This is a genomic window from Pseudomonas sp. CIP-10, from assembly GCF_020911845.1.
Lineage (GTDB): Bacteria > Pseudomonadota > Gammaproteobacteria > Pseudomonadales > Pseudomonadaceae > Aquipseudomonas > Aquipseudomonas alloputida.
The window spans coordinates 4,338,893-4,362,775 of record NZ_CP087160.1 but is presented as its reverse complement, the minus strand read 5'-3'; the positions used below and the strand labels follow the sequence as shown (position 1 = coordinate 4,362,775).

The following is a 23,883-nucleotide window of genomic DNA, read 5'->3' as shown; positions in this document are numbered from 1 at the left end:
CCATGAAAAAAGGCTATGAGCTACTGATCTTCGACTGGGACGGCACCCTGGCCGATTCCATTGGTCGTATCGTCGAGGCCATGAATGTCGCCGCAGAGCGTGCCGGCGAGGCACAGAGCAGCGATGATGCGGTCAAGGGTATCATCGGCCTGGCCTTGGACGAGGCGATCCACACCTTGTACCCGCACCTGGTGCCCGCAGAGGTTGCCAGCTTCCGCCAGCACTATGCCGATGTCTACGTCGCACTGGATCAGCAACCTTCGCCGCTGTTCGATGGCGTGGTCGAGTCGCTGGATGCCTTTCGCGCCGAGGGCTACCGCCTGGCGGTGGCCACCGGCAAGGCTCGTCGCGGGCTGGATCGGGTGCTCAAGGCCAATGGCTGGGAGCGGTTCTTCGACATCACCCGTGCCGCTGACGAGACCCGTGGCAAGCCACACCCGCTGATGCTTGAGGAAATCCTCGGGCATTGTGGCGTCGAACCGTCGCGTGCGCTGATGGTCGGAGATTCGGCATTCGACCTGCAGATGGCCAGCAATGCCGGCATGCATTCGGTGGCGGTTGGCTATGGTGCCATGTCGCTGCAGGCGCTGGCCGAGTTTGGCCCGCAGGTGTGTATCGATCACTTTTCCCAGTTGCGCGAGTGGCTGGGTGGTTCCGCAATTCCACTTCCAAGGTAGGTAAGCATGGCAGACGAATGGAAAGCCCCTGAGCCTGAGCCCGGGGAGCGCGAAGAGCGCAACAGCTGGAAGCTCCTGGAAAAGACCTTGCTGGCGAGCGTGCAGGAGCAGCGACGGTCGCGGCGCTGGGGGATCTTCTTCAAGCTGCTGACCTTTGTCTACCTGTTTGGCATTCTGGCGTTGTTCTCGCCGCTGATGGACATGGACAAGGCCGCTTCGCGCAGTGCCAGTCATACCGCGTTGGTCGAGGTGCGGGGGGTGATTGCCGATCAGGAGGCTGCCAGCGCCGATAACATCGTCAAGAGCCTGCGAGAGGCGTTCAAGGACGACAAGACCAAGGCTGTGGTGATGCGCATCAACAGCCCGGGTGGCAGCCCGGTGCAGGCGGGTTACGTGTATGACGAAATCCGTCGCCTGCGTGCCGAATATCCCGCCATCAAGCTGTATGCGGTGATCGCCGACCTTGGGGCTTCCGGTGCCTATTATATCGCCAGTGCGGCGGACGAGATCTATGCCGACAAGGCCAGCCTGGTGGGTTCCATTGGGGTGACGGCGGCGGGTTATGGCTTTGTTGGTACCATGGAGAAGCTTGGGGTCGAGCGGCGTGCCTATACATCGGGTGAGCACAAGGCGTTCCTTGATCCGTTTTCGCCGGAAAAACCAGAAGAGACCCGGTTCTGGCAGGGCGTGCTGGATACCACGCACCAGCAGTTCATCGCCATGGTCAAGCAGGGGCGGGGCGAGCGCCTGAAGGACAAGGAGCACCCGGAGTTGTTCAGTGGCCTAATCTGGTCGGGTGAGCAGGCCAAGGCGCTGGGGCTGGTGGATGGCTTGGGCAGTGCCAGCTATGTGGCGCGTGAGATCGTGGGGGAGAAGGAGTTGGTGGACTTCACCGTTCAGGAGTCGCCTTTCGATCGCTTCTCCAAGCGCGTGGGTGCCAGCGTGGCTGAGCACCTGGCGATGTGGATGGGGTTCCAGGGGCCGCAGTTGCGTTGAGTTCGTCGCAGTTCTTGTGGTGTCTGGCAGATCGAGCGCCGCCCGCGCGGCGCGCTCATCGATCGGGGCTCCTACAACAATCGGTGGTGTCGCCATGTGCTGTTGTGGGGTGTGCCCGCGAATGGGTCGGACCCGCCGTCCAATATCCCCCGGCCGTTCACCGTCGCAGCACCATCGCATTCGCGAGCATGAGCTGGTGTCGCCACGCCCGTTGTAGGAGCGGGTTTACCCGCGAATAGGCCGGACCTGCCGGCCAATATCCCCGAACGTTCACCCTCCCGGCGGCGCTCGATCCGTCGGGCGCCAAAATCTCCAGCCAGGCTACGGAACCACCACCCCTTCCTTGGTCAGCATATCCACCAGCCGAATCAGTGGCAGCCCGATCAGGCTGGTTGCATCGCACCCATGGGTGCTCTGGAACAGGCTCACCCCCAACCCCTCCGCCTTGAAGCTCCCTGCGCAATCCAGCGGCTGTTCCGTCGCGACGTAACGCTCCACGCGCTCGCGGCTCAATTCGCGCATCGTGACGGTAAACGGCACGCAATCCACCTGGCATTGCCCGGTGGCGCTGTTCAGCAGCGCCAGCCCAGTCAGAAAGCTCACCTGCTGCCCGCTACACTCCAGCAGTTGCTCGCAAGCCCGCTCGAAGGTGTGCGGCTTACCCAGCACCTGTTCGCCCAACACAGCTACCTGGTCCGACCCGATAATCAGGTGCCTGGGATGGCTGCCCGCCAAGGCCTCGGCTTTTTGCCTGGCAAGGCGGCGTACCAGCTCAACGGCTGGCTCGTCTTGCCGGCGCTGCTCGTCTATATCGGGACTTGCCCAGGTGAAGGGCAGGTGCAGGCGAGCGAGCAGTTCGCGGCGATAGGCAGAGCTGGAAGCCAGTAACAAAGGAAGCATGGTAGACTCCGGGTTCGGTTGAACCAATTCTATCACGCACGATGCCGCCTAATTTCCTTTGACAGGGGCGGGGGGCATCCCTAGAATGCTGCGCCTATGTTGAATGACCCGATTCCACCTCACGTTGACCCGCGCAAATTAGCCGATCGTGGCGTAACCCTTAACGGTTCGCTGCAACTCGCTGATTTGGAAAGACTCTGCGACCCGCTTTCCGACAATGTCGGTACGGTGCAGGCGAAGTTCGATTTTGAACGAGATGAACAGCACGTGGTGGTAATCCACAGCGAGCTGGACGTCGAAGTCAAGATGGTTTGCCAGCGTTGTCTTGAGCTGGTCACCCTACCGGTCCACAGCGAATGTACATACGCCGTGGTGAAGGAGGGTGCGAATACCCAGTCGTTGCCGAAAGGCTATGACGTGCTGGAACTGGGCGAAGATCCTTTGGATCTGCAGGCATTGGTTGAGGAGGAGCTTTTGCTTGCCTTGCCAATCGTGCCTGCTCATCATCCGGAAGAATGCCAGCAGCCGGCGGGCGCAGACGAGCCCGAATCGAGCAAGGACGAGGTATCGCGGTCCAACCCGTTCAGTGTTTTGGCGCAGTTAAAGCGTGACCCAAACGTTTAGGAGTTAATCAATTATGGCTGTTCAGCAGAACAAAAAATCCCGCTCTGCCCGTGACATGCGCCGTTCGCACGACGCTCTGTCGGAAAACGCGCTGTCGGTAGAGAAAACCACCGGTGAAGTTCACCTGCGTCACCACGTTTCGCCAGAAGGCGTTTACCGTGGTCGTAAAGTGGTCGACAAGGGCGCTGACGAGTAATCCTTGTCCGCTCAGGTCATCGCGATCGACGCAATGGGCGGGGACTTCGGTCCCCGCAGCATTGTCCAGGCTAGCATTGCCTGCCTTTCGGCTACCCCCTCGCTCCACCTGACCCTCGTCGGTCAACCCTCCCTCCTTGAAGATCTCATCAGTGGCTTGCCAGCTGCGGATCGCGCGCGCCTGCAGATTGTGGCCGCCAGTGAGGTGGTCGGCATGGACGAGCGGCCATCCCAGGCGTTGCGCGGCAAGCCGGATTCGTCGATGCGCATCGCCCTCGAACTGGTGCGCGACGGAAAAGCCCAGGCCTGTGTCAGTGCCGGCAATACCGGGGCGCTGATGGCGTTGTCGCGCTTCGTGCTCAAGACCCTGCCGGGTATCGACCGGCCGGCCATGGTGGCGGCGATCCCGACCCAGACGGGTTACTGTCAATTGCTCGATCTGGGCGCCAATGTCGACTGCAGCGCCGAAAACCTCTACCAGTTCGCGGTAATGGGCTCGGTGGCCGCTCAGGCCCTGGGTGTGCATCGGCCACGCGTGGCGCTGTTGAACATCGGTACCGAGGACATCAAGGGTAACCAGCAGGTCAAGCTGGCTGCCACGCTGTTGCAGGGCGCCCGTGGGCTCAACTATGTCGGTTTCGTCGAAGGGGATGGCCTGTACCGGGGTGAGGCAGACGTGGTGGTGTGCGACGGTTTTGTCGGCAACATACTGCTCAAGTCCAGCGAGGGCCTGGCGACGATGATCGGTGCGCGCATCGAAAAACTGTTCAAGGGCGGTGCTTTTGCCCGCGTTGCCGGGGCCGTTGCCATGCCGCTGCTCAAGCGTCTGCAGGCCGACCTGGCGCCGGCGCGGCATAATGGGGCGAGCTTTCTGGGGCTACAGGGTATCGTCATCAAGAGTCATGGCTCGGCGGGCGTGCAGGGGTTTCAGAGTGCCATCCAGCGGGCGCTGATCGAAATTCAGGAAAACCTGCCGCAGCGGCTGCATGGCCGCCTTGAAGACCTGTTGCCTTAGGCATTTCGCCGATGAAGTGCTTAAATGTGACCGCTTGGTCTGTGTTTCCATCCAAGTTTTCAGATTCCGCGCCTGGCCTCGGGCCTGGCGCACACTATCCGACGACAAGATCATAAGGGCTTGTTCAATGTCTGCATCCCTCGCATTCGTCTTTCCCGGTCAAGGTTCCCAGTCGCTGGGCATGCTCGCCGAGCTCGGCGCCGAGAAGCCAGTGATCATCGAAACCTTCAAGGAAGCGTCCGAAGCGCTCGGCTACGACCTGTGGAAGCTGGTCCAGGACGGCCCGGAAGAGCAACTTAACCAGACCGACAAGACCCAGCCGGCGATCCTTACTGCGTCCATCGCACTGTGGCGCCTGTGGCTGGAAGAGGGCGGTGCCAAGCCGGCCTTCGTTTCCGGTCACAGCCTGGGCGAATACAGCGCCCTGGTCGCCGCCGGCAGCATCAGCCTGAAAGATGCCGTTCGCCTGGTCGAGCGCCGCGGTCAGCTGATGCAGGAAGCCGTACCGGCCGGTCACGGCGCCATGGCTGCCATTCTCGGCCTGGACGATGCTGTGGTCGTGGAAATCTGCGCCGAAGCCGCTGAAGATGAAGTGGTCAGCGCCGTGAACTTCAACTCGCCTGGTCAGGTGGTCATCGCCGGTAACAAGGCAGCGGTAGATCGCGCCATGGAACTGTGCAAGGCCAAAGGTGCCAAGCGCGCCCTGCCACTGGCGGTCAGCGTCCCGTCGCACTGCGCCCTGATGAAGCCCGCCGCCGAGCGCTTTGCCGATTCGGTCAATGCCATCGAATGGAAGGCCCCGCAGATTCCGGTGGTGCAGAACGTCACTGCCGCCGTCGCCGCCGACCTCGATGCCCTCAAGCACGACCTGCTGGCACAGCTGTACCAGCCGGTGCGCTGGGTCGAGTGCGTGCAGACCCTGGCCGCCAACGGTGCGGTCAACCTGGTCGAGTGTGGCCCGGGCAAGGTCCTGGCTGGCCTTAACAAGCGTTGCGCCGACGGCGTGACCACCTACAACCTCAACACCCCTGACGCCGTTGCTGCCACTCGCGCGGCACTGGCCTGATTTGGAGAAGCTTGCATGAGCCTGCAAGGTAAAGTTGCACTGGTTACCGGCGCCAGCCGTGGTATTGGTCAGGCCATCGCCCTCGAGCTGGGCCGCCAGGGCGCGACCGTGATCGGTACCGCCACGTCGGCGTCCGGTGCCGAGCGCATCGCTGCCACCCTGAAAGAACACGGCATTACCGGCACTGGCATGGAGCTGAACGTGACCAGCGCCGAATCGGTTGAAGCCGTACTGGCCGCCATTGGCGAGCAGTTCGGCGCGCCGGCCATCTTGGTCAACAATGCCGGTATCACCCGCGACAACCTCATGCTGCGCATGAAAGACGACGAGTGGTTTGATGTCATCGACACCAACCTGAACAGCCTCTACCGTCTGTCCAAGGGCGTGCTGCGTGGCATGACCAAGGCACGTTGGGGTCGTATCATCAGCATCGGCTCGGTCGTTGGTGCCATGGGTAACGCAGGTCAGGCCAACTACGCGGCTGCCAAGGCCGGTCTGGAAGGTTTCAGCCGCGCCCTGGCGCGTGAAGTGGGTTCGCGTGGTATCACCGTCAACTCGGTGACCCCAGGCTTCATCGATACCGACATGACCCGCGAGCTGCCAGAGGCTCAGCGCGAAGCCCTGCAGACCCAGATTCCGCTGGGCCGCCTGGGCCAGGCTGACGAAATTGCCAAGGTGGTTTCGTTCCTGGCGTCCGACGGCGCCGCCTACGTGACCGGCGCTACCGTGCCGGTCAACGGCGGGATGTACATGTAATACTGCAACTCAATGTGACGGGTTTCGTAAAAAAAGAGTCATACTGCGAGCCTAAAATCCGTTATAAAGCTGCAACCAGATTCCAGGCAGCGGGTGTGGTGACTAGCCTGAAGGTGCGTTTAGCTTGAAAAGCGAACGTCTTTCTATAAAATTAGCCACCGGCCAGCTGCCTGACATATATCCATTAGGAGTGAAAACTAGGTATGAGCACCATCGAAGAACGCGTCAAGAAAATCGTCGCCGAGCAACTGGGCGTCAAGGAAGAAGAAGTGACTATTGAGAAGTCCTTCGTCGATGACCTGGGTGCCGATTCGCTTGACACCGTTGAACTGGTGATGGCTCTGGAAGAGGAATTCGAGACCGAAATCCCTGACGAAGAAGCCGAGAAGATCACTACCGTTCAAGCTGCTATCGACTACGTCAAAGCCCACCAGGCCTAAGACGCTACAGTCGACGTTTCTTGTCGGGGAAAACCGCACTGCCTTCGCTGGCGTGCGGTTTTTTCTTTGCGAGCGCCTCGCATTTTTCAGGCGGCTTCGTTCACCGCGCACCAAGAGCTTGTTGCCATTTCATTCCAGCGCTTGAATGCAATGGCAAGAGACTCTGTTATTAGAAAAGGAGAGTACTGTGTCGCGTAGACGCGTCGTGGTCACCGGTATGGGTATGCTGTCGCCACTGGGTACCGATGTACCGAGCACCTGGCAGGGCATTCTGGCTGGCCGCAGTGGCATTGGTCCGATCGAACACACGGACCTGTCTGCCTACTCCACCCGTTTTGGCGGCTCGGTGAAAGGCTTCGAGGTTGAGCAGTACCTGTCGGCCAAAGAGGCCCGCAAGCTCGACCTGTTCATCCAGTACGGCCTGGCGGCTGGTTTCCAGGCCGTGCGTAATGCCGGCCTGGAGGTCACCGATGCCAACCGCGAGCGTATTGGCGTGGCCATGGGCTCGGGTATCGGTGGTCTGACCAACATCGAAGAAACCAGCCGCACCCTGCACGATTCAGGGCCGCGCCGCATTTCGCCGTTCTTCGTGCCGGGCTCGATCATCAACATGATCTCCGGTTTCCTGTCGATCCACCTGGGCCTGCAAGGGCCGAACTATGCCATCGCCACTGCGTGCACCACCGGCACCCATTGCATCGGCATGGCCGCGCGCAATATCGCCTACGGTGAAGCTGATGTGATGATCGCCGGTGGCGCCGAAATGGCGGCTTGTGGTCTGGGCATGGGCGGTTTTGGCGCTTCGCGCGCGCTGTCTACCCGCAACGATGAACCCAGCCGGGCCAGCCGGCCGTGGGACAAGGGGCGTGACGGGTTTGTGTTGTCCGACGGTGCTGGGGCCCTGGTGCTCGAGGAGCTGGAGCACGCCAAGGCCCGCGGGGCGACTATCTACGCCGAACTGGTTGGCTTTGGCATGAGCGGCGACGCCTACCACATGACGTCGCCGCCCGACTCTGGCGAAGGCGCTGCCCGCTGCATGGCCAACGCCTTGCGCGATGCCGGTATCCAGCCGGAAGACGTCAGCTACATCAACGCCCACGGCACTTCTACCCCAGCGGGCGATGTGGCCGAAGTGGCGGCGATCAAGCGCGTGTTCGGCGAGCATGCCTACAAGCTGGCGGTCAGCTCGACCAAGTCGATGACCGGCCACTTGCTGGGTGCCGCGGGCGCGGTGGAAGCGATCTTCAGCGTGCTGGCAATCAATAGCCAGATGGCCCCGCCGACCATCAACCTGGACGAGCCGGACGAAGGGTGTGACCTCGACTTCGTTCCCCACCAGGCGCGCAGCATGCCGATCGACGTGGTGCTGTCCAACTCATTCGGCTTTGGCGGCACCAACGGCTCGCTGGTATTCCGCCGGTTTGCCGACTGATGCACAGCTGGATCGACGGCCAGCCGGCGACTGCACTCAACCTGCAGAACCGCGGCCTGGCCTACGGCGATGGCCTGTTCGAAACCATCGCCGTGCGAGGTGCCCAGCCCAGCTTGCTGGACGGCCACCTTGCACGCCTGGCACTGGGCTGCCAGCGCTTGGCGATCAACACCGACCTGGCGCTGGTGCGCGACGAGCTGCTGCGTTACGCCAGCCAGCTGGGTGAGGGTGTCGTCAAACTTATCCTTACCCGTGGCGATAGCCAGCGTGGCTATGCGCCAGCTGTCGATGCAGCGCCGCGGCGTATCCTGCAAGGCAGCCCATTACCCCGCTATCCTGTCGAGCATGCTGAGCATGGCGTGCGTTTGTTCCCTTGCCAGACCCGGCTTGGGGAACAACCACTGCTGGCCGGCCTCAAACACCTTAACCGCCTGGAGCAGGTGCTGGCCCGTGCCGAATGGCAGGACAGCGACCATGCCGAAGGCCTGATGCGTGACGCGCAGGGCAGGGTGATCGAAGGGGTATACAGCAATCTGTTTCTGGTGCGCGATGGCGTGCTGCTTACCGCCGACCTTAGCCGTTGTGGCGTGGCGGGCGTGATGCGTGCCGCACTGCTGGAACAGGCCCCGCTGCTGGGTATTGCGGCACATGTCTGCGACCTGTCGTTCGAGGCGCTTGAGCAAGCGGATGAAGTATTTGTTTGCAATAGCGTTTACGGCATTTGGCCCGTGTGTGGCGTAGCCGCGCTAAACTGGTCGCCGGGCCCGCTCACTCGTAAACTGCAGGCCGTTGCCCGTACGTTACTGGAAACCTGAATTCGTGAGACGTAAATTCCTGCTGTTGCTGGAAATGGGCTTGATCCTTGCCGGCCTGGCGTTTGGCTGGTCGGCCTGGAAGGTCAACTCGGTCCTGGAGCAGCCCCTGCACGTCACGCAGGAGCGCCTGCTGGATGTGCCCAATGGCACTAACCCCAACCGCATGTTCTACAGCATGCAAAGAGATGGGTTGCTTGACGATGCTGTCTGGTTGCGTTTGTACTGGCGCTTCAACATGGCCGGCACCCCGCTGCACACTGGCGAGTACCGTCTTACCCCTGGCATGACCGTCGAGCAGTTGTTCGACGCCTGGCGCCGTGCCGACGTGGTGCAGTACAACCTCACCCTGGTCGAAGGCTGGACCTTCCGTCAGGTGCGTGCGGCCGTGGCCAAGCATGAAAAGATCAAGCATACCCTGGACGGCTTGTCGGATGCCGAGGTCATGGACAAGCTCGGCCATACCGGTGTATTCCCCGAAGGCCGCTTCTTCCCCGACACTTACCGCTTCGTGCGGGGTATGACCGATGTCGAGTTGCTGCAGCAGGCCTACATGCGTCTGGACGAAGTGCTGGCCAAGGAGTGGGCCGAGCGCTCCACCGACCTGCCGTATCGTGACCCTTACCAGGCGCTGATCATGGCCTCCCTGGTCGAAAAGGAAACCGGCATTCCGCAGGAGCGCGGGCAGATCGCCGGCGTGTTCGTGCGGCGCATGCGCCTGGGTATGATGCTGCAGACGGACCCGACGGTTATCTATGGCATGGGTGAACGCTATAACGGCAAGATCACCCGCGCCGACCTGCGCGAGCCAACGCCCTACAACACTTACACCATGACTGGGCTGCCACCGACCCCGATCGCCATGGTCGGCCGCGAGGCGATTCACGCGGCGCTGAACCCGTCCAATGGCACCAGCCTTTACTTCGTCGCCCGCGGCGATGGCAGCCATGTGTTTTCCGACGACCTCGACGACCACAATTCGGCAGTGCGCGAGTTCCAGCTCAAGCGCCGGTCGGACTACCGCTCCAGCCCCGCGCCGCAGCAAGAGGCCAAGCCAGGGGCCGATGATGCCGAACAGGCGTCGGGCGCCGACGATGTGCAGCGCCCTGAGCCCCCAGCAGCGGACGAGCCAGCTGCGCAGCCAGCCCCTGATCAAGCGCCCGCGCAGGATGCCCCTGCCGGCGGTGCGCAAGCGGCCGAGCGGCCGACGCCTGACGAACAACATTAAGGACTGCCTGTGAGCGGCTTGTTTATTACTTTGGAAGGCCCCGAAGGCGCGGGCAAGAGCACCAATCGCGACTACCTGGCCGCGCGCCTGCGCGAGCACGGCCTGGACGTGGTGCTGACCCGTGAGCCAGGCGGTACGCCGCTGGCGGAAAAGGTGCGTGAACTGTTGCTGACGCCCAGCGACGAAGGCATGGCGGCCGACACCGAGCTGCTGCTGGTGTTCGCCGCTCGCGCCCAGCACCTGGCGCAGGTCATCCGGCCGGCGCTGGCACGCGGGTCTGTGGTGCTGTGTGACCGTTTCACGGACGCCACCTATGCCTATCAGGGCGGCGGTCGTGGTTTGTCGGTCGAGCGTATCGCGGTTCTGGAGCAATTCGTCCAGGGCGACCTGCGCCCGGACCTGACCCTGGTCTTCGACCTGCCGGTAGAAGTGGGCCTTGCCCGCGCCGCCGCCCGTGGTCGCCTGGACCGATTCGAGCAGGAAGGGCAGGCCTTCTTCGAGGCGGTGCGCCAGGCGTACCTGCAGCGCGCCCAAGGCGCGCCACAGCGCTACAGCCTGCTTGATGCGGCGCAATCCCTGGAGGTTGTGCAGCGTGACATCGACGCTCTGCTGCCAGGCATTCTGGAGCGTTGCCGTGGCTGAGGCCTACCCTTGGCAGCAGGCGCTGTGGCAGCAACTGGCCGGTCGTAGCCGCCACGCCCACGCTTATCTGCTGCATGGGCCGCAGGGTATTGGCAAGCGGGCCATGGCCGAGCGCCTGATGGCGCGCCTGTTGTGCCAGCAGCCGCAGGGCCTGGACGCTTGTGGGGCGTGTAAGTCGTGCCTGTTGCTCAAGGCCGGCAGCCACCCGGACAACTTCGTCCTCGAGCCGGAGGAGGCTGACAAGCCGATCAAGGTCGACCAGGTACGGGAGCTGGTGGCCTTTGTGGTGCAGACCGCGCAGTTGGGCGGGCGCAAGGTGGTGTTGATCGAGCCGGTGGAGGCGATGAATGTAAACGCCTCAAACGCCCTGCTCAAAAGCCTTGAAGAACCTTCCGGTGACACCGTGTTGTTGCTGGTGACGCACCAGCCCAGCCGTCTGTTGCCGACGATCAAGAGCCGCTGCCAGCAGGTGGCCTGCCCGCAGCCCAGCCTGGCCCAGAGCCAGGCATGGCTGGCTGGCGCGTTACCCGACTGCGACGAGGTCGAGCGCGATGAGCTGCTGACGCTGGCAGCGGGCTCGCCATTGATGGCGGTCAGCCTGCAGGCGCAGGGTGTGCGCGAGCAACGCGCGCTGGTGGCCGACGGGGTGAAGAAGCTGCTCAAGCAGCAGCAATCGCCCAGCCAGTTGGCCGATGCCTGGAGCGGTGTGCCGTTGTTGCTGCTGTTCGACTGGTTCTGCGATTGGTCGCACCTGATCCTGCGCTACCAGTTGACCCAGGACGAGGAAGGGTTAGGCTTGGCCGATATGCGCAAGGTCGTGCAATACCTGGCGCAGAAGAGCCGCCAGGCCAAGGTGCTGGAAGTGCAGGCCTGGATCCTCGAGCAGCGCCAGAAGGTGCTGGGCAAGGCCAACCTCAACCGTGCCTTGTTGCTTGAATCGCTGCTGGCTCACTGGCTGCAACTGCCGGGTGCCCGCTGATTTCCCATTTTTCATGTGTGCCGTTATCCCATGCTCGTAGATTCCCATTGCCACCTCGACCGTCTTGACCTCAGTGCCCACCAGGGCTCCCTCGATGCTGCCCTGCAGGCGGCGCGTGAGCGTGGGGTCGGGCATTTCCTGTGCATTGGCGTCAGTGCCGAGAATGCGGGTGCAGTGAAGGCGCTGAGCGAGCAGTACGCTGACGTCGACTGCTCGGTGGGCGTGCACCCGCTGGACCTGGCCCCTGGCGAAACCCCGGCGTTGGAGTGGCTGTTGCGCGAATTGGCCCACCCGCATGTGGTGGCGATTGGTGAAACCGGGCTGGATTACCACTACGAGCCGGAGGCTGCCGAGCTGCAGCAGGCCTCGTTCCGTCTGCACCTGGAGGCCTCCAGGCAGACCGGCAAGCCGGTGATCGTGCATACCCGGGCGGCGCGCGCCGATACCCTGGCGCTGCTGCGTGAGGCGAGCCTGCCGCAAGCGGGCGTGCTGCACTGCTTCACCGAAGACTGGGACATGGCCAAGGCGGCGCTGGACCTGGGTTATTACATTTCGCTGTCGGGCATCGTGACCTTCCGCAATGCCGATGCCTTGCGGGAAGTGGCGCGGCAGGTGCCTGTCGATCGCTTGCTGGTGGAGACCGATTCGCCCTACCTGGCGCCAATTCCGTACCGGGGCAAGCCGAACTTGCCGCAGTATGTACGGGAGGTGGCGGAGTATGTGGCTTCGTTGCGTGGGGCCAGTTATGAGCAGTTGGCCGAACAGACTACCGCCAACTTCAAGCGGCTGTTCCCGTTGGCGCGTGTGGATTGATTCACCGGGGTTAGAGATTGTGTGAGGGGCACAAGGTGCCTGCCACAGCCCTTGCAGCGCCTATGAGATCGAGCGCCGCCCGCGCGGCGCTTCGCGGGTAAACCCGCTCCTACGTTTGTTTCGGGCCAGTCCGTCCTGTGCCAGGCGCGCGCGACCGCCTTGTTTGTACGACGCGATATCGAGGCGTGCGCCAAGGCGTTCGCGCGCAAATCCCACAGGCCTAATTGGCCCGAAACAAGCGTAGGAGCGGGTTTACCCGCGAAGCGCCGCGCGGGCGGCGCTCGATCTCACAGGCGCTGAGAATCTTGCGGCACGCACCTGGCAGCCGTCACACCATCCTCCCCACAAAAAAAACCCGGGTTCTGGGGGAGGAATCCGGGTTAAGACCATTAGGAGTAAAACAAAGGTACGCGGTCCCTGAGCACCTTTATCGGCGCGCCACTGGGGGGGATGCGCCGCGCCAACACTTCAAGTATTGGTCAGGTTTGGCGCAGTGCCAGTGCATATTGGACGTTTTTTAAACAGATTTGGAATACGCCAACGTTTCATTCCTCCCGCAGCGTATGGCTGTATGCATCGTGAAACACAGACATGCGTGGATGATCCGTGCAATTTCCCGCAAGTTAGGCATAATAAACCGCTTCGATTGTCATCCAGTCCTTCCCATGCAGAAAGAACCTCGTAAGGTCCGTGAGTTTCGCCGTCGCGAACAGGAAATCCTCGATACCGCGCTCAAGCTGTTTCTCGAGCAAGGTGAAGACAGCGTCACCGTCGAGATGATCGCCGACGCCGTGGGCATCGGCAAAGGCACGATCTACAAGCACTTCAAGTCCAAGGCGGAGATCTACCTTCGCCTGATGCTCGATTACGAGCGTGACCTGAATGAGCTGTTGCACTCGGCCGACGTCGACCGTGACAAGGAAGCGCTGTCGCGCGCCTACTTCGAGTTCCGCATGCGCGATCCGCAACGCTACCGGCTGTTCGACCGCCTTGAAGAAAAGGTGGTCAAGGGCAATCAGGTGCCGGAAATGGTCGAGCAGCTGCACAGCATCCGTGCCTCCAACTTCGACCGCCTGACCCAGCTGATCAAGGGCCGTATCAGCGAAGGCAAGCTCGAAGACGTGCCGCCGTATTTCCACTACTGCGCTGCCTGGGCGCTGGTGCACGGCGCTGTGGCGCTGTACCACTCGCCGTTCTGGAGCAATGTGCTGGAGGACCAGGAAGGCTTCTTCCAGTTCCTGATGGACATTGGCGTGCGTATGGGCAACAAGCGCAAGCGCGACCCGGAACCCTCGAACTGACTCTTGCGCGAAACTGCGCGGGCCCTATGGGGGCGGGCGCGCCCGCGAACACCGGCGCAGCCCGTGCCAGGCACCGCGTTTGATTCTTCGCGGGTACGCCCGCTCCCATAAGCACTGCGTCGTGCGTTCTCTGCGCGGCAGTGCAGCCCAAAGCGTTTGGCTATCGTCTGGACATTCGGCATTGCTCATTGGGGCTTGCAAAAACCTGATTTATGAGTCAGGTTTTGCCGGCCCCTTCATCCATGCCGGAGTCATTCATGATTGTCGATCGTCAAGGCAGGCGCTTTCGCAACCTGCGCGTCAGCCTGACGGCTGCCTGCAACTACGCTTGCACCTACTGCGTACCCGACGGCAAGCGGCTGGTGGCGGCGCAGGACGAGCTGTCTGCGGATTCCCTGGCCCGTGGCGTGGCCTATCTGATCGAAGCCGCCGGCATCGAGCGTCTGCGGATTACTGGCGGTGAGCCACTGGTCAGCCCGCGCCTGGATGCCTTTCTGGCTGCCGTGGCCAAACTCGACCTTGACGACGTCTCGCTGACCACCAACGGCCAGTTGCTGGCGCGCAAGTTGCCGCAACTACAGGCGGCGGGGATTCGTCGGCTGAACGTTTCCCTCGACACCCTCGACCCGCTGGCTTTCCGCCAGATTGCCCGTGGCGGCGACCTGGGCACTGTGCTGGACGCAATGGAGCAGGCCCGCGCCGTGGGTATGCGAATCAAGGTCAATATGGTGCCGATGCGCGGGAAAAACCTTGATCAGGTACTGCCGCTGCTGGATTACTGCCTCGCGCGCGGCTTCGAGCTGCGCTTCATCGAGCTGATGCGCATGGGTCACCTCTCTCACGATCGCAACGCCTTCCTCCAACAGTTTGTAGGCCTCGACCAGCTGCTTGCGCTGATCGGCGGCCAGCATACCTACGCCCAGGTGAATGCGCCGCTGGACGCCACGGCCATGCGTTACCACATCCCTGGCAAGGGCCACTTCGGCGTCATTGCCAACGAAAGCGTGCCGTTTTGCCGGACCTGCTCGCGGCTGCGCCTGTCTTCTACGGGCTGGCTGCATGGCTGCCTGTCGTCAGGTAACCGGCACTTCGTCGGCGACCTACTGGAGAAGCCGCGTCATCAGGCGCTGCCGGCCTTGCAGCGGTTGTTGGTCAAGGCTTTGGCTGACAAGCAGGACGTGGCCTTCTCCGGTGGCGTGACAGTCATGAAAGTGATCGGTGGCTGAAGCTGGCGCAAAAGCTGCATCCGCCGGCTATTCGCCGGTTTTTCGTCGCCGGCCACTGGAGGAAAGATGCGTAGCCTGGTCTTGCTGCTGGCGCTGATGGCGCTGGGCGGCTGCATGAATGTCAGCGATATGGGCGAAGGCGTCCGCTATCACATGAGCGATGCCGGTCTGCTGGACCACAGCGAAACCCGTCGCACCTTGTCGATCCGCCTGCAGCCTGATTCGTTCATTTTCATTGGCCAGGGTGCATTCGTGCCGCCGGGCGAGGGGCCAGTGCCTCGGCAGAATGCGGTGGCCCAGCAGGCCTACAAGAGCTTCGTCGAATACTTCCCGATGGTACGTCGTGCCCAGGGCCCGCTGGGCCTCGAAGAGGCCATTGCCCAGGCGCGCTCGGTGGGTGCGGACTACGTGTTGTACACGCGCTTCGCACGTACCGACGATCGCATCGGCAATGGTGACGAGTGGTATGACGAGCAGGCCGTCGACCGCTTGGGCTGGGACTCTGGCGTGGTGCAGATGATGCTGATCGAAACCAGTACCCGCTACCTGATCGACACCGCACGCATCAAGAGCCGTGGCGGTTTGTTGACGTTCCACGACAACACGCCGGAGGATTTGCTTGGTGCGCCGATGCGCGAGTACGCTCGTAGCCTCCTGGGCATGAGTGAATGAGGCAAGCGTGATGAGCGACTCCGGCAAGGCCAATGACCTTCTGGCGCAGATCCCCAAGGCCAAGGGGCTGCCGCCGGTGCACCTGTGGAACCCGGATTTCTGTGGTGACATCGACATGCGCATCGCCCGCGATGGCACCTGGTACTACCTGGGCACACCGATCGGGCGCAAGCCGATGGTGCGGCTGTTCTCTACCATCATTCGCCGCGACGGCGATGACTACTTCCTGATTACCCCGGTAGAGAAGGTTGGCATTCGTGTCGACGATGCGCCATTCGTGGCCGTGCTGCTGGACGTGCAGGGCGAAGGCGAGCAGCAGGTGCTGCGCTTTACCAGCAATGTCGAGGACCAGGTCGAGGCGGGGCCGGATAACCCCCTGCGGGTAGTGATCGACCCGGTGACGCAGGAGCCATCACCGTATGTGCTGATGCGCAGCAACCTGGAGGCGCTGATACATCGCAATGTGTTTTACCAACTGGTGGAGCTGGCGGTGCCGCATGTGATCGACGGGGAGGAATGGCTTGGGGTGTGGAGTCGGGGGGCGTTTTATCCGATCGGGCGCGGCTGAGGTCTATGTTGGCGATGCCGGCCTCTTCGCGGGTAAACCCGCTCCTGCACACGCATCGGTGATTGGGCGCAGGCTCGTCGTAGGAGCGGGTTCACCCGCGAATGGGCCGGGCCTGCCAGCCAATTTCCACCCGTCGTTCACCGTCGCCGCCGCCACCGTATTCGCGGGTAAACCCGCTCCTACGCACGCATCGAGGGCGGCACAGGCCGATGTAGGAGCGGGTTCACCCGCGAATGGGCCGGGACTGCGGGCCAATTTCCATCCGCCGTTCACCGTTGCCGCCGCTACCGTATTCGCGGGTAAACCCGCTCCTACGCACGCATCGAGGGCGGCACAGGCCGTCGTAGGAGCGGGTTTACCCGCGAATGGGCCGGGCCTGCCAGCCAATGTCCACCCGCCGTTCACCGTTGCCGCCGCCACCGTATTCGCGGGTAAACCCGCTCCTACGCACGCATCGAGGGCAGCACAGGCCGTCGTAGGAGCGGGTTTACCCGCGAAAGGGCCAGTACAGGCGAAAATCGGCCCCCTGCTTTTCCCCCGGATTGGCCATTTGTCTGCAGTCAGTCAGGGTCTAACCTGCAGGCACTTGTCCTCCAGGATAGCTCATGAATCCATTAGCCATCATCCTCTTCGCACTGCTCGCCGCCCAAACACCCGCTTGGGCCCACGGTGATGTCGCCGACCAGGTCAAGGTCCTGCAACAACAGCAGCCCTCTAATGCCCCCGGCAAAACCGCCGTCATGCTCACCGTCAGCTACGCCCCGGGCGAGGCATCACCCGCGCATCAGCATCCGGGCGCAGTCATGGCTTACGTCCTGGAAGGGGCGGTGGTATCGAAGCTCAACAGCGAGCAGGAAAAGACCTACAAGGCCGGCGATTATTGGTACGAGGCGCCGGGCACCGTGCACAGCGTTTCACGCAACGCCAGCAAAACCCAGCCGGCCAGTTTGCTGGTCTGGAGCCTGGTGGACGAGGGCAAGCCAGTGACCGAGGTGCTTGGCCAATAATTCCAGCGCAACGAAAAAGCCCCCGGTTGCTTGCGCATCCGGGGGCTTCTTCAATGTCTGGCTCCGCGACCTGGACTCGAACCAGGGACCCAATGATTAACAGTCATTTGCTCTACCGACTGAGCTATCGCGGAATCTGCGCGTATCTTACTGATTGCCTGGGAGAAGTCAACCCACCCCCAAGCAAAACAATGAGTTACAGCACTTCCACGATAGCTTTGGTCACCACGTGGATGTTGCTCTGGTTCAGCGCGGCCACCGCGATACGGCCGGTGTCCAGGGCATAGATGCCGAAGTCGTTCTTCAGGCGGGCGACCTGTTCAACGGTCAGGCCCGAGTAGGAGAACATGCCGACCTGGCGACCAACGAAGCTGAAGTCGCGGTTTGCACCGTATTCGGCCAGCAGCGATACCATCTGCTTGCGCATGCCGTGGATGCGTTCACGCATTTCGGCCAATTCGGTTTCCCACATCTGGCGCAGTTCTGCGCTGTTCAGCACGGTGGCAACAATGGTTGCGCCGTGGGTTGGCGGGTTGGAGTAGGTGGTGCGGATCACGCGCTTGACCTGCGACAGCACGCGGGTGCTCTCGTCCTTGGAGGCGGTGACGATCGACAGTGCGCCGACGCGCTCGCCGTACAGCGAGAACGATTTGGAGAACGAGCTGGAAACAAAGAACTCCAGGCCCGACTCGGCGAACAGGCGCACGGCGAAGGCGTCTTCGGCGATACCGTCACCAAAGCCCTGGTAGGCCATGTCGAGGAACGGCACGTGGCCCTTGGCCTTGACCACTTCCAGGACGTTCTTCCAGTCGTCCAGGTTCAGGTCGACACCGGTCGGGTTGTGGCAGCAGGCGTGCAGCACCACGATCGAGCCGGACGGCAGGGCGTTGAGGTCTTCGAGCATGCCGGCGCGGTTGACGTCGTTGGTCGGCGCATCGTAGTAGCGGTAGGTCTGCACCGGGAAGCCGGCCGATTCGAACAGCGCACGGTGGTTTTCCCAGCTAGGGTCGCTGATGGCAACCACGGCGTTGGGCGAGAGGCGCTTGAGGAAGTCGGCACCGATCTTCAGTGCGCCGGTACCACCGACGGCCTGCACGGTGACCACGCGGCCGGCGGCCAGCAGTGGCGACTCGGCGCCGAACAGCAGCTTCTGCACAGCCTGGTCGTAGGTGGCGATGCCGTCGATCGGCAGGTAGCCGCGCGAAGCGTGCTGGGCGGCACGCTGGGTTTCGGCTTCGATCACGGCGCGCAGCAGCGGAATGCGGCCTTCCTCATTGCAATACACGCCTACGCCCAGGTTGACCTTGTCGGTACGTGGGTCGGCGTTGAATGCTTCGTTGAGGCCCAGAATAGGGTCGCGGGGTGCCAGCTCGACAGCGGAAAACAGGCTCATTGTTACCTTGGCTCTGATTGGAGTGTGATAGGGCGTACACGCTCCAGCCGAATGCACTGAAGCGGTGCACAAACGGGGAGTCAGTATAGTGATACCGACCGGTCACCGCGACACTCTGGCGCAGCTTTTGGAGCTATTTGCGCAAATATTTTTCGACCATTGGTCTAAATGCCGTGTCCACCGTTGCATGCGCCCACACCTGTGCCTTGAAAGCGCCCCCGAACGGGCGCATTTGGGTATAGACTACTGGCTAAATTTACAGCTGCTGCACCGCGAGGTCCTTCATGTCCGAGTTCCAGCTCGTCACACGTTTCCAGCCTGCCGGCGACCAGCCCGAGGCTATCCGCCAGTTGGTCGAAGGCATCGAGGCGGGGCTGTCGCACCAGACGTTGCTCGGGGTGACCGGTTCGGGCAAGACCTTCAGCATTGCCAACGTCATCCAGCAGGTGCAGCGCCCAACGCTGGTGCTGGCGCCCAACAAGACGCTGGCCGCGCAGTTGTACGGGGAATTCAAGGCGTTCTTCCCCAACAACGCGGTGGAGTACTTCGTTTCCTATTACGACTACTACCAGCCGGAAGCCTACGTCCCTTCGTCAGACACCTTCATCGAGAAGGACGCCTCGATCAACGACCATATCGAGCAGATGCGCCTGTCGGCGACCAAGGCGCTGCTGGAGCGGCGTGACGCGATCATCGTGACCACCGTGTCGTGCATCTACGGTCTGGGCAGCCCCGAGACCTACCTGAAAATGGTTCTGCACGTGGACCGTGGCGACAAGCTCGACCAGCGCGCGCTGCTGCGCCGGTTGGCCGACCTGCAGTACACCCGCAACGAAATGGACTTTGCCCGCGCCACCTTCCGGGTACGCGGCGACGTGATCGACATCTTCCCGGCCGAATCGGATCTGGAAGCCATCCGCATCGAGCTGTTCGATGATGAAGTGGAGAACATCGCCGCCTTCGATCCGTTGACCGGCGAGGTTTTCCGCAAGCTGCCACGTTTCACTTTCTACCCCAAGAGCCACTACGTCACCCCGCGGGAAACGCTGCTGGAAGCAGTGGAGGGCATCAAGGAAGAACTGAAGGAGCGTCTGGAGTACCTGCACAAGGCCAACAAGCTGGTCGAAGCGCAGCGTCTGGAGCAACGTACCCGCTTCGATCTGGAGATGATCCTCGAGCTGGGCTACTGCAACGGCATCGAAAACTACTCGCGCTACCTGTCCGGGCGCCCGGCCGGCGCGCCGCCGCCCACCCTGTACGATTACCTGCCGCCTGATGCGCTGCTGGTGATCGACGAATCCCACGTCAGCGTTCCGCAGGTCGGCGCCATGTACAAGGGCGACCGTTCACGCAAGGAGACCCTGGTCGAGTACGGCTTCCGCATGCCTTCAGCGCTGGACAACCGGCCGATGCGTTTCGACGAGTGGGAGGAGGTCAGCCCGCAGACCATTTTTGTTTCGGCCACTCCGGGCCCCTACGAGGCTGAGCATGCCGGGCGCGTGGTGGAGCAAGTGGTGCGCCCGACCGGGCTGGTCGACCCGCAGGTAGAGGTGCGTCCGGCGCTGACCCAGGTCGACGACCTGCTGTCCGAGATCCGCAAGCGTGTCGCGGCAGGCGAGCGTGTGCTGGCGACCACGTTGACCAAGCGCATGGCCGAGGACCTCAGCGATTACCTGGCCGACCATGATGTGCGGGTACGCTACCTGCACTCGGACATCGACACGGTGGAGCGGGTGGAGATTATCCGTGACCTGCGCCTGGGCACCTTCGACGTGCTGGTGGGCATCAACCTGCTGCGCGAGGGCCTGGACATGCCCGAGGTGTCGCTGGTGGCCATCCTCGATGCGGACAAGGAAGGTTTTCTGCGTTCCGAGCGCTCCCTGATCCAGACCATTGGCCGCGCGGCACGTAACCTCAATGGCCGGGCCATCCTGTATGCCGATAACGTAACAGGCTCGATGCAGCGGGCCATTGACGAAACCGAGCGTCGCCGCGAGAAGCAGATCGCCTTCAACGAAGCCAACGGCATCGTGCCCAAGGGCGTGGTCAAGGACATCACCGACATCATGGAGGGTGCCGCCGTGCCTGGTGCGCGCAGCAAGAAGCGCAAGGGCATGGCCAAGGCGGCGGAGGAGAGCGCCCGTTACGAGGCCGAACTGCGTACGCCGGGCGAGATCACCAAGCGCATCAAGCAGCTGGAAGAAAAAATGATGCAGTTCGCCCGCGACCTGGAGTTCGAAGCTGCGGCGCAGTTGCGTGACGAGATTGCGCAGCTGCGGGAGCGGTTGATTAGCAGCTGAAGCCGGGCGCGGGCCCTGTGGGAGCGGGCGTGCCCGCGAAGAATTCAACGCGGTGGCTGGCACCGGCTGCGCCGGTGTTCGCGGGCATGCCCGCTCCCACAGGGACCGCATCTGATCTGTAATAGCCTCAATGGGCTTCCCCAGCCTTCAGCCCCTCCGGCAACTTGCGGGTCAGCAACACCGCCACCATGCTCACCGCCAACCCGATCCCGACAAAGTGGAAGGCATCGTTGTAAGCCATGATCAGTGCCTGCTGGTGGGTAATCTCGCTAAGTTTGCCCAGCGCCGCATTGTCATTGCCCAAGCGCTCCGCCAGTTGCGCCAGCCGCTCAGCCACCTGCGGGTTGCTCGGCACCACCGCCTCCCGCAGGTAGTCGAAGTACACCTTGGTGCGCGCATCCAGCAGGGTGGCCAGCAAGGCAATACCAATCGCGCCACCGAGGTTACGCAGAATATTGAACAGGCTCGACGCGGACCCTGCATCCTGTTGTTGGATATACGCGGTGGCAATCAGCGAAATGGTCACCATGATCATCGGTTGACCCAGGGCGCGGATGATCTGGATATGGTTGAACTGCGGCCCGGCAAAGTCCGGGTTGAGCACCCCCGAACCGAAACTAGCAGCGCCGAACAGGCAAAACCCCAGCGCGCATAGTACCTTGGGCGATATCACCTTCATCAGTTGCGGCACCAGCGGGATCAGGAACAGCTGCGGAATACCCATCCACATGATCACCTCGCCAATCTGCAAGGCGTTGTAACCCTGTACCTGCGCCAGGTACAGCGGTAGCAGATAGATCGACCCGTACAGGCCCACGCCCATGCCCAGGCTGGCGATGCTCGACAGGCCAAAGTTGCGGTTACCAAGAATGCGCAGGTTGATCAGGGGGTGTGGCTTGGAAAACTGCAAGATGACGAAGGTGATCAGGCTGACCAGGGCAACACTGCCCAGGCCGACGATCAGGTGTGACTCCAGCCAGTCCTTGCGATGGCCTTCCTCGAGAAACACCTGCAGGCAGCCCAACCCAAGGCCGAGCGTGACGATGCCGGCGTAATCGGTACTTTTCAGCAGCTCCCAGTGTGCCTCCTTCTTCTCAAGCCCGTACAACAAGCCGGCGATCATTAGCAGGCCTGGTGGGATATTGATGTAGAAGATGTATTCCCAGCCCCAGTTTTCGGTCAGCCAGCCGCCCAGGGTGGGGCCGATGGAGGGGGCAAAAGTGGCGGTCATGGCGAACATCGCCATGCCTTTGGCGCGGTGGTGCTCGGGCAGCTTGATCAACGTCAGGGTGAAGGCCAGCGGGATCAGCGCGCCACCAGTGAAACCCTGCAAGGCGCGAAACAGGATCATGCTCTCCAGGTTCCAGGCCATCGAGCACAGCAGCGACGACAGCAGGAAACCGCTGGATACCCACACCGCCAGGCGCCGCGCCGACAGCAGCTGCACCAGCCAGGCCGTTAGCGGGATCATGATGATTTCCGCCACCAGGTAGGAGGTTGAAATCCATGAACCTTCTTCCAGGGTCGCCGACAGAGCGCCCTGGATGTCCTTCAGCGAGGAATTGGTGATCTGGATATCCAGCACTGCCATGAAGGCACCGAGCATCACGCTCATCACCGCGATCCAGTCGCGTCGGGTTGGCTCCGCCGTGGGGCGCAGCAGTTGGTCACCGGCCATTGTGGCCTTCGTCTGTGCTGCGCAGGTCGACGGTGGCGGTCACCGACATGCCGGGGCGAATACGCCCGTGCAACGGGTTGTCGGCGCTGAACGTGAGTTTTATCGGGATGCGCTGCACAACTTTGGTGAAGTTGCCGGTGGCGTTGTCCGGCGGCAGCAGGCTGAACTGCGCACCGGACGCGGCGAACAGGCTGTCCACCCGGCCTTCGATCGGTGTGTCGGGGTAGCTGTCGAACAACAGCTCCGCGCGCTGGCCGGGGTGCATGCGGCCGATCTGCGTTTCCTTGAAGTTGGCCTGCACCCAGATGTCTTCATCCGGCACGATCGACAGCAGGTAGGCGCCGGCCTGCACCACTTGGCCATTGCGCGCATTACGCTGGCCAATGGTGCCGCTGATCGGCGCATGGATTTCGCAGCGGGTCAGGTTCAGTTCGGCCTGGGCCAGGTCGGTGCGGGCATTGGCGATTTGCGCATCGAGGCGCTTGAGTTCGGCGTTCAGGGCGGTGACCTGCTGGCGCTGGCTTTGCAGGTCGGCGCGGGCCTTGTCGACCTGGGAGCCGGCGACATGGCTGTCCGCCGACAGGGTAGTGACACGCTCCTCAGAGACAAAACCCGGCTTGCGCAGCTTCTCGGCGCGGCTCAGGTCCAGCCGTGAACGGTCGAACGTGGCCTGGGTGGCCGCCAACTGGGCCTGGCCGGCGGCAATCAGGCTGCCTTGTTGGGTGAGGCGGCTTTGCGCTTGTGCATACTCGGCTTCGCGGGTGGCCAGGGCGGCACGGGCGCGTTCTACCGCCAGCTCGAAGTCGGCGGCTTCCAGACGCACCAGCAGGTCGCCCTTGCTGACGTGCTGGTTGTCCTCGACCGGTACCGTTTCGATACGTGCGCCAAGCTGGCTGGAGATACGGGTGATCTCACCCTGCACGTAAGCGTTGTCGGTGCTCTCGTAGAACCGGCCCTTGAAGTACCAGTGGCCCAGGAAGGCGAGGGCGATGACGGCCACCAGGGCGAAGAAGAGCGTCAGGCGGCGTTTGAGTTGGGCAGGCATGGGGACTATCGTTCCAGAAATGTAAACAAATTTAACAGCGGCACAGGGCCTGTCGACAAGTGACGTTCGCGCCATTGCTGGAGCCCGGTGCCCGCCTCCTGCTAACATCCCGCCTTTG

At 62.4% G+C, this 23,883-nt stretch carries 24 protein-coding genes and 1 tRNA gene; 20 read left to right on the top strand and 5 right to left on the bottom strand.

Annotated elements, in window-relative coordinates; translation table 11 throughout:
* Positions 1-2: 2 nt before the first annotated feature.
* Positions 3-677, top strand: coding sequence for an HAD family hydrolase (locus tag LMH93_RS19705; protein ID WP_004576623.1), 675 nt, complete (start codon positions 3-5; stop codon positions 675-677).
* A gap of 6 nt (positions 678-683) precedes the next feature.
* Positions 684-1,673: a S49 family peptidase gene (locus LMH93_RS19700; protein WP_004576624.1), complete on the top strand. Its 990-nt coding sequence runs from the start codon at positions 684-686 to the stop codon at positions 1,671-1,673.
* 321 nt (positions 1,674-1,994) lie between these two features.
* Here LMH93_RS19700 and LMH93_RS19695 read toward each other — a convergent pair whose 3' ends face one another.
* Positions 1,995-2,573, bottom strand: a complete 579-nt coding sequence (locus tag LMH93_RS19695) for a Maf family protein (RefSeq protein WP_070096885.1) — start codon at positions 2,571-2,573, stop codon at positions 1,995-1,997.
* Between the two features lie 96 nt (positions 2,574-2,669).
* On the opposite strand from LMH93_RS19695, the gene LMH93_RS19690 reads away from it, so the two are divergent.
* The 17 genes from LMH93_RS19690 to LMH93_RS19610 all read left to right on the top strand — a co-directional run bounded on the left by LMH93_RS19690 (position 2,670) and on the right by LMH93_RS19610 (position 17,349).
* A complete protein-coding gene (locus tag LMH93_RS19690; protein ID WP_003247153.1) occupies positions 2,670-3,197 on the top strand; it encodes a YceD family protein in 528 nt (175 codons plus the stop codon).
* Between the two features lie 13 nt (positions 3,198-3,210).
* Positions 3,211-3,393 (top strand): 50S ribosomal protein L32, encoded by a 183-nt coding sequence (gene rpmF, locus LMH93_RS19685; protein WP_003247154.1) that lies wholly within the window; start codon positions 3,211-3,213, stop codon positions 3,391-3,393.
* A 3-nt stretch (positions 3,394-3,396) separates the two neighbouring features.
* Complete coding sequence (gene plsX / locus LMH93_RS19680) at positions 3,397-4,407, top strand: phosphate acyltransferase PlsX (protein ID WP_080634975.1); 1,011 nt, start codon at positions 3,397-3,399, stop codon at positions 4,405-4,407.
* Positions 4,408-4,534: 127 nt separating this feature from the next.
* The gene (fabD, locus tag LMH93_RS19675; protein ID WP_012053294.1) at positions 4,535-5,473 is read left to right on the top strand and encodes an ACP S-malonyltransferase; all 939 of its coding nucleotides are present in this window, start codon (positions 4,535-4,537) and stop codon (positions 5,471-5,473) included.
* Positions 5,474-5,488: 15 nt separating this feature from the next.
* The gene (fabG, locus tag LMH93_RS19670; protein WP_003247160.1) at positions 5,489-6,229 is read left to right on the top strand and encodes a 3-oxoacyl-ACP reductase FabG; all 741 of its coding nucleotides are present in this window, start codon (positions 5,489-5,491) and stop codon (positions 6,227-6,229) included.
* Positions 6,230-6,432: 203 nt separating this feature from the next.
* The gene (gene acpP, locus LMH93_RS19665) at positions 6,433-6,669 is read left to right on the top strand and encodes an acyl carrier protein (protein ID WP_012053292.1); all 237 of its coding nucleotides are present in this window, start codon (positions 6,433-6,435) and stop codon (positions 6,667-6,669) included.
* Between the two features lie 187 nt (positions 6,670-6,856).
* The gene (gene fabF, locus LMH93_RS19660; RefSeq protein ID WP_003247162.1) at positions 6,857-8,101 is read left to right on the top strand and encodes a beta-ketoacyl-ACP synthase II; all 1,245 of its coding nucleotides are present in this window, start codon (positions 6,857-6,859) and stop codon (positions 8,099-8,101) included.
* A complete protein-coding gene (gene pabC / locus LMH93_RS19655) occupies positions 8,101-8,916 on the top strand; it encodes an aminodeoxychorismate lyase (RefSeq protein WP_003247163.1) in 816 nt (271 codons plus the stop codon). Before fabF ends, pabC begins: the two co-directional genes overlap by 1 nt.
* A 4-nt stretch (positions 8,917-8,920) precedes the next feature.
* Positions 8,921-10,141, top strand: coding sequence for an endolytic transglycosylase MltG (mltG, locus tag LMH93_RS19650; protein ID WP_230064476.1), 1,221 nt, complete (start codon positions 8,921-8,923; stop codon positions 10,139-10,141).
* Between the two features lie 9 nt (positions 10,142-10,150).
* Entirely contained in the window at positions 10,151-10,783 is a 633-nt protein-coding gene (tmk, locus tag LMH93_RS19645; RefSeq protein WP_230064475.1) for a dTMP kinase, read from the top strand.
* Positions 10,776-11,762, top strand: coding sequence for a DNA polymerase III subunit delta' (locus LMH93_RS19640; RefSeq protein ID WP_003247167.1), 987 nt, complete (start codon positions 10,776-10,778; stop codon positions 11,760-11,762). Before tmk ends, LMH93_RS19640 begins: the two co-directional genes overlap by 8 nt.
* Before the next feature lie 30 nt (positions 11,763-11,792).
* Positions 11,793-12,575, top strand: coding sequence for a TatD family hydrolase (locus LMH93_RS19635; RefSeq protein WP_003247169.1), 783 nt, complete (start codon positions 11,793-11,795; stop codon positions 12,573-12,575).
* A 665-nt stretch (positions 12,576-13,240) separates the two neighbouring features.
* Positions 13,241-13,876 (top strand): TetR/AcrR family transcriptional regulator, encoded by a 636-nt coding sequence (locus tag LMH93_RS19630; RefSeq protein ID WP_003247170.1) that lies wholly within the window; start codon positions 13,241-13,243, stop codon positions 13,874-13,876.
* Positions 13,877-14,133: 257 nt separating this feature from the next.
* Positions 14,134-15,102 (top strand): GTP 3',8-cyclase MoaA, encoded by a 969-nt coding sequence (locus LMH93_RS19625; protein ID WP_230064474.1) that lies wholly within the window; start codon positions 14,134-14,136, stop codon positions 15,100-15,102.
* Positions 15,103-15,168: 66 nt separating this feature from the next.
* Positions 15,169-15,774, top strand: a complete 606-nt coding sequence (locus LMH93_RS19620) for a DUF4823 domain-containing protein (RefSeq protein WP_014861671.1) — start codon at positions 15,169-15,171, stop codon at positions 15,772-15,774.
* A gap of 10 nt (positions 15,775-15,784) precedes the next feature.
* Positions 15,785-16,342 (top strand): DUF1285 domain-containing protein, encoded by a 558-nt coding sequence (locus LMH93_RS19615; RefSeq protein WP_003247173.1) that lies wholly within the window; start codon positions 15,785-15,787, stop codon positions 16,340-16,342.
* A gap of 605 nt (positions 16,343-16,947) precedes the next feature.
* Complete coding sequence (locus LMH93_RS19610; protein ID WP_003247176.1) at positions 16,948-17,349, top strand: cupin domain-containing protein; 402 nt, start codon at positions 16,948-16,950, stop codon at positions 17,347-17,349.
* A gap of 58 nt (positions 17,350-17,407) precedes the next feature.
* Here the strand turns inward: LMH93_RS19610 and LMH93_RS19605 are convergent.
* Both LMH93_RS19605 and LMH93_RS19600 read right to left on the bottom strand, forming a co-directional pair.
* A tRNA-Asn gene (locus LMH93_RS19605) sits at positions 17,408-17,483 on the bottom strand.
* A gap of 62 nt (positions 17,484-17,545) precedes the next feature.
* A complete protein-coding gene (locus tag LMH93_RS19600; protein WP_003247178.1) occupies positions 17,546-18,742 on the bottom strand; it encodes an amino acid aminotransferase in 1,197 nt (398 codons plus the stop codon).
* Positions 18,743-19,026: 284 nt separating this feature from the next.
* On the opposite strand from LMH93_RS19600, the gene uvrB reads away from it, so the two are divergent.
* The gene (uvrB, locus tag LMH93_RS19595) at positions 19,027-21,042 is read left to right on the top strand and encodes an excinuclease ABC subunit UvrB (RefSeq protein ID WP_143494808.1); all 2,016 of its coding nucleotides are present in this window, start codon (positions 19,027-19,029) and stop codon (positions 21,040-21,042) included.
* Positions 21,043-21,169: 127 nt separating this feature from the next.
* On the opposite strand, the gene LMH93_RS19590 is transcribed toward uvrB, so the two are convergent.
* Both LMH93_RS19590 and LMH93_RS19585 read right to left on the bottom strand, forming a co-directional pair.
* Positions 21,170-22,660: an MDR family MFS transporter gene (locus LMH93_RS19590; protein ID WP_176393467.1), complete on the bottom strand. Its 1,491-nt coding sequence runs from the start codon at positions 22,658-22,660 to the stop codon at positions 21,170-21,172.
* A 49-nt stretch (positions 22,661-22,709) separates the two neighbouring features.
* Positions 22,710-23,765, bottom strand: a complete 1,056-nt coding sequence (locus tag LMH93_RS19585) for an HlyD family secretion protein (RefSeq protein ID WP_230064473.1) — start codon at positions 23,763-23,765, stop codon at positions 22,710-22,712.
* Between the last annotated feature and the right edge of the window lie 118 nt (positions 23,766-23,883).

Coding starts and splice junctions, on each gene's coding strand:
- LMH93_RS19705 (WP_004576623.1), top strand. CDS start 3: ATGAAAAAAGGCTATGAGCTACTGATCTTCGACTGGGACGGCACCCTG.
- LMH93_RS19700 (WP_004576624.1), top strand. CDS start 684: ATGGCAGACGAATGGAAAGCCCCTGAGCCTGAGCCCGGGGAGCGCGAA.
- LMH93_RS19695 (WP_070096885.1), bottom strand. CDS start 2,573: ATGCTTCCTTTGTTACTGGCTTCCAGCTCTGCCTATCGCCGCGAACTG.
- LMH93_RS19690 (WP_003247153.1), top strand. CDS start 2,670: ATGTTGAATGACCCGATTCCACCTCACGTTGACCCGCGCAAATTAGCC.
- rpmF (WP_003247154.1), top strand. CDS start 3,211: ATGGCTGTTCAGCAGAACAAAAAATCCCGCTCTGCCCGTGACATGCGC.
- fabD (WP_012053294.1), top strand. CDS start 4,535: ATGTCTGCATCCCTCGCATTCGTCTTTCCCGGTCAAGGTTCCCAGTCG.
- fabG (WP_003247160.1), top strand. CDS start 5,489: ATGAGCCTGCAAGGTAAAGTTGCACTGGTTACCGGCGCCAGCCGTGGT.
- acpP (WP_012053292.1), top strand. CDS start 6,433: ATGAGCACCATCGAAGAACGCGTCAAGAAAATCGTCGCCGAGCAACTG.
- pabC (WP_003247163.1), top strand. CDS start 8,101: ATGCACAGCTGGATCGACGGCCAGCCGGCGACTGCACTCAACCTGCAG.
- LMH93_RS19635 (WP_003247169.1), top strand. CDS start 11,793: ATGCTCGTAGATTCCCATTGCCACCTCGACCGTCTTGACCTCAGTGCC.
- LMH93_RS19630 (WP_003247170.1), top strand. CDS start 13,241: ATGCAGAAAGAACCTCGTAAGGTCCGTGAGTTTCGCCGTCGCGAACAG.
- LMH93_RS19625 (WP_230064474.1), top strand. CDS start 14,134: ATGATTGTCGATCGTCAAGGCAGGCGCTTTCGCAACCTGCGCGTCAGC.
- LMH93_RS19620 (WP_014861671.1), top strand. CDS start 15,169: ATGCGTAGCCTGGTCTTGCTGCTGGCGCTGATGGCGCTGGGCGGCTGC.
- LMH93_RS19615 (WP_003247173.1), top strand. CDS start 15,785: ATGAGCGACTCCGGCAAGGCCAATGACCTTCTGGCGCAGATCCCCAAG.
- LMH93_RS19610 (WP_003247176.1), top strand. CDS start 16,948: ATGAATCCATTAGCCATCATCCTCTTCGCACTGCTCGCCGCCCAAACA.
- LMH93_RS19600 (WP_003247178.1), bottom strand. CDS start 18,742: ATGAGCCTGTTTTCCGCTGTCGAGCTGGCACCCCGCGACCCTATTCTG.
- uvrB (WP_143494808.1), top strand. CDS start 19,027: ATGTCCGAGTTCCAGCTCGTCACACGTTTCCAGCCTGCCGGCGACCAG.
- LMH93_RS19585 (WP_230064473.1), bottom strand. CDS start 23,765: ATGCCTGCCCAACTCAAACGCCGCCTGACGCTCTTCTTCGCCCTGGTG.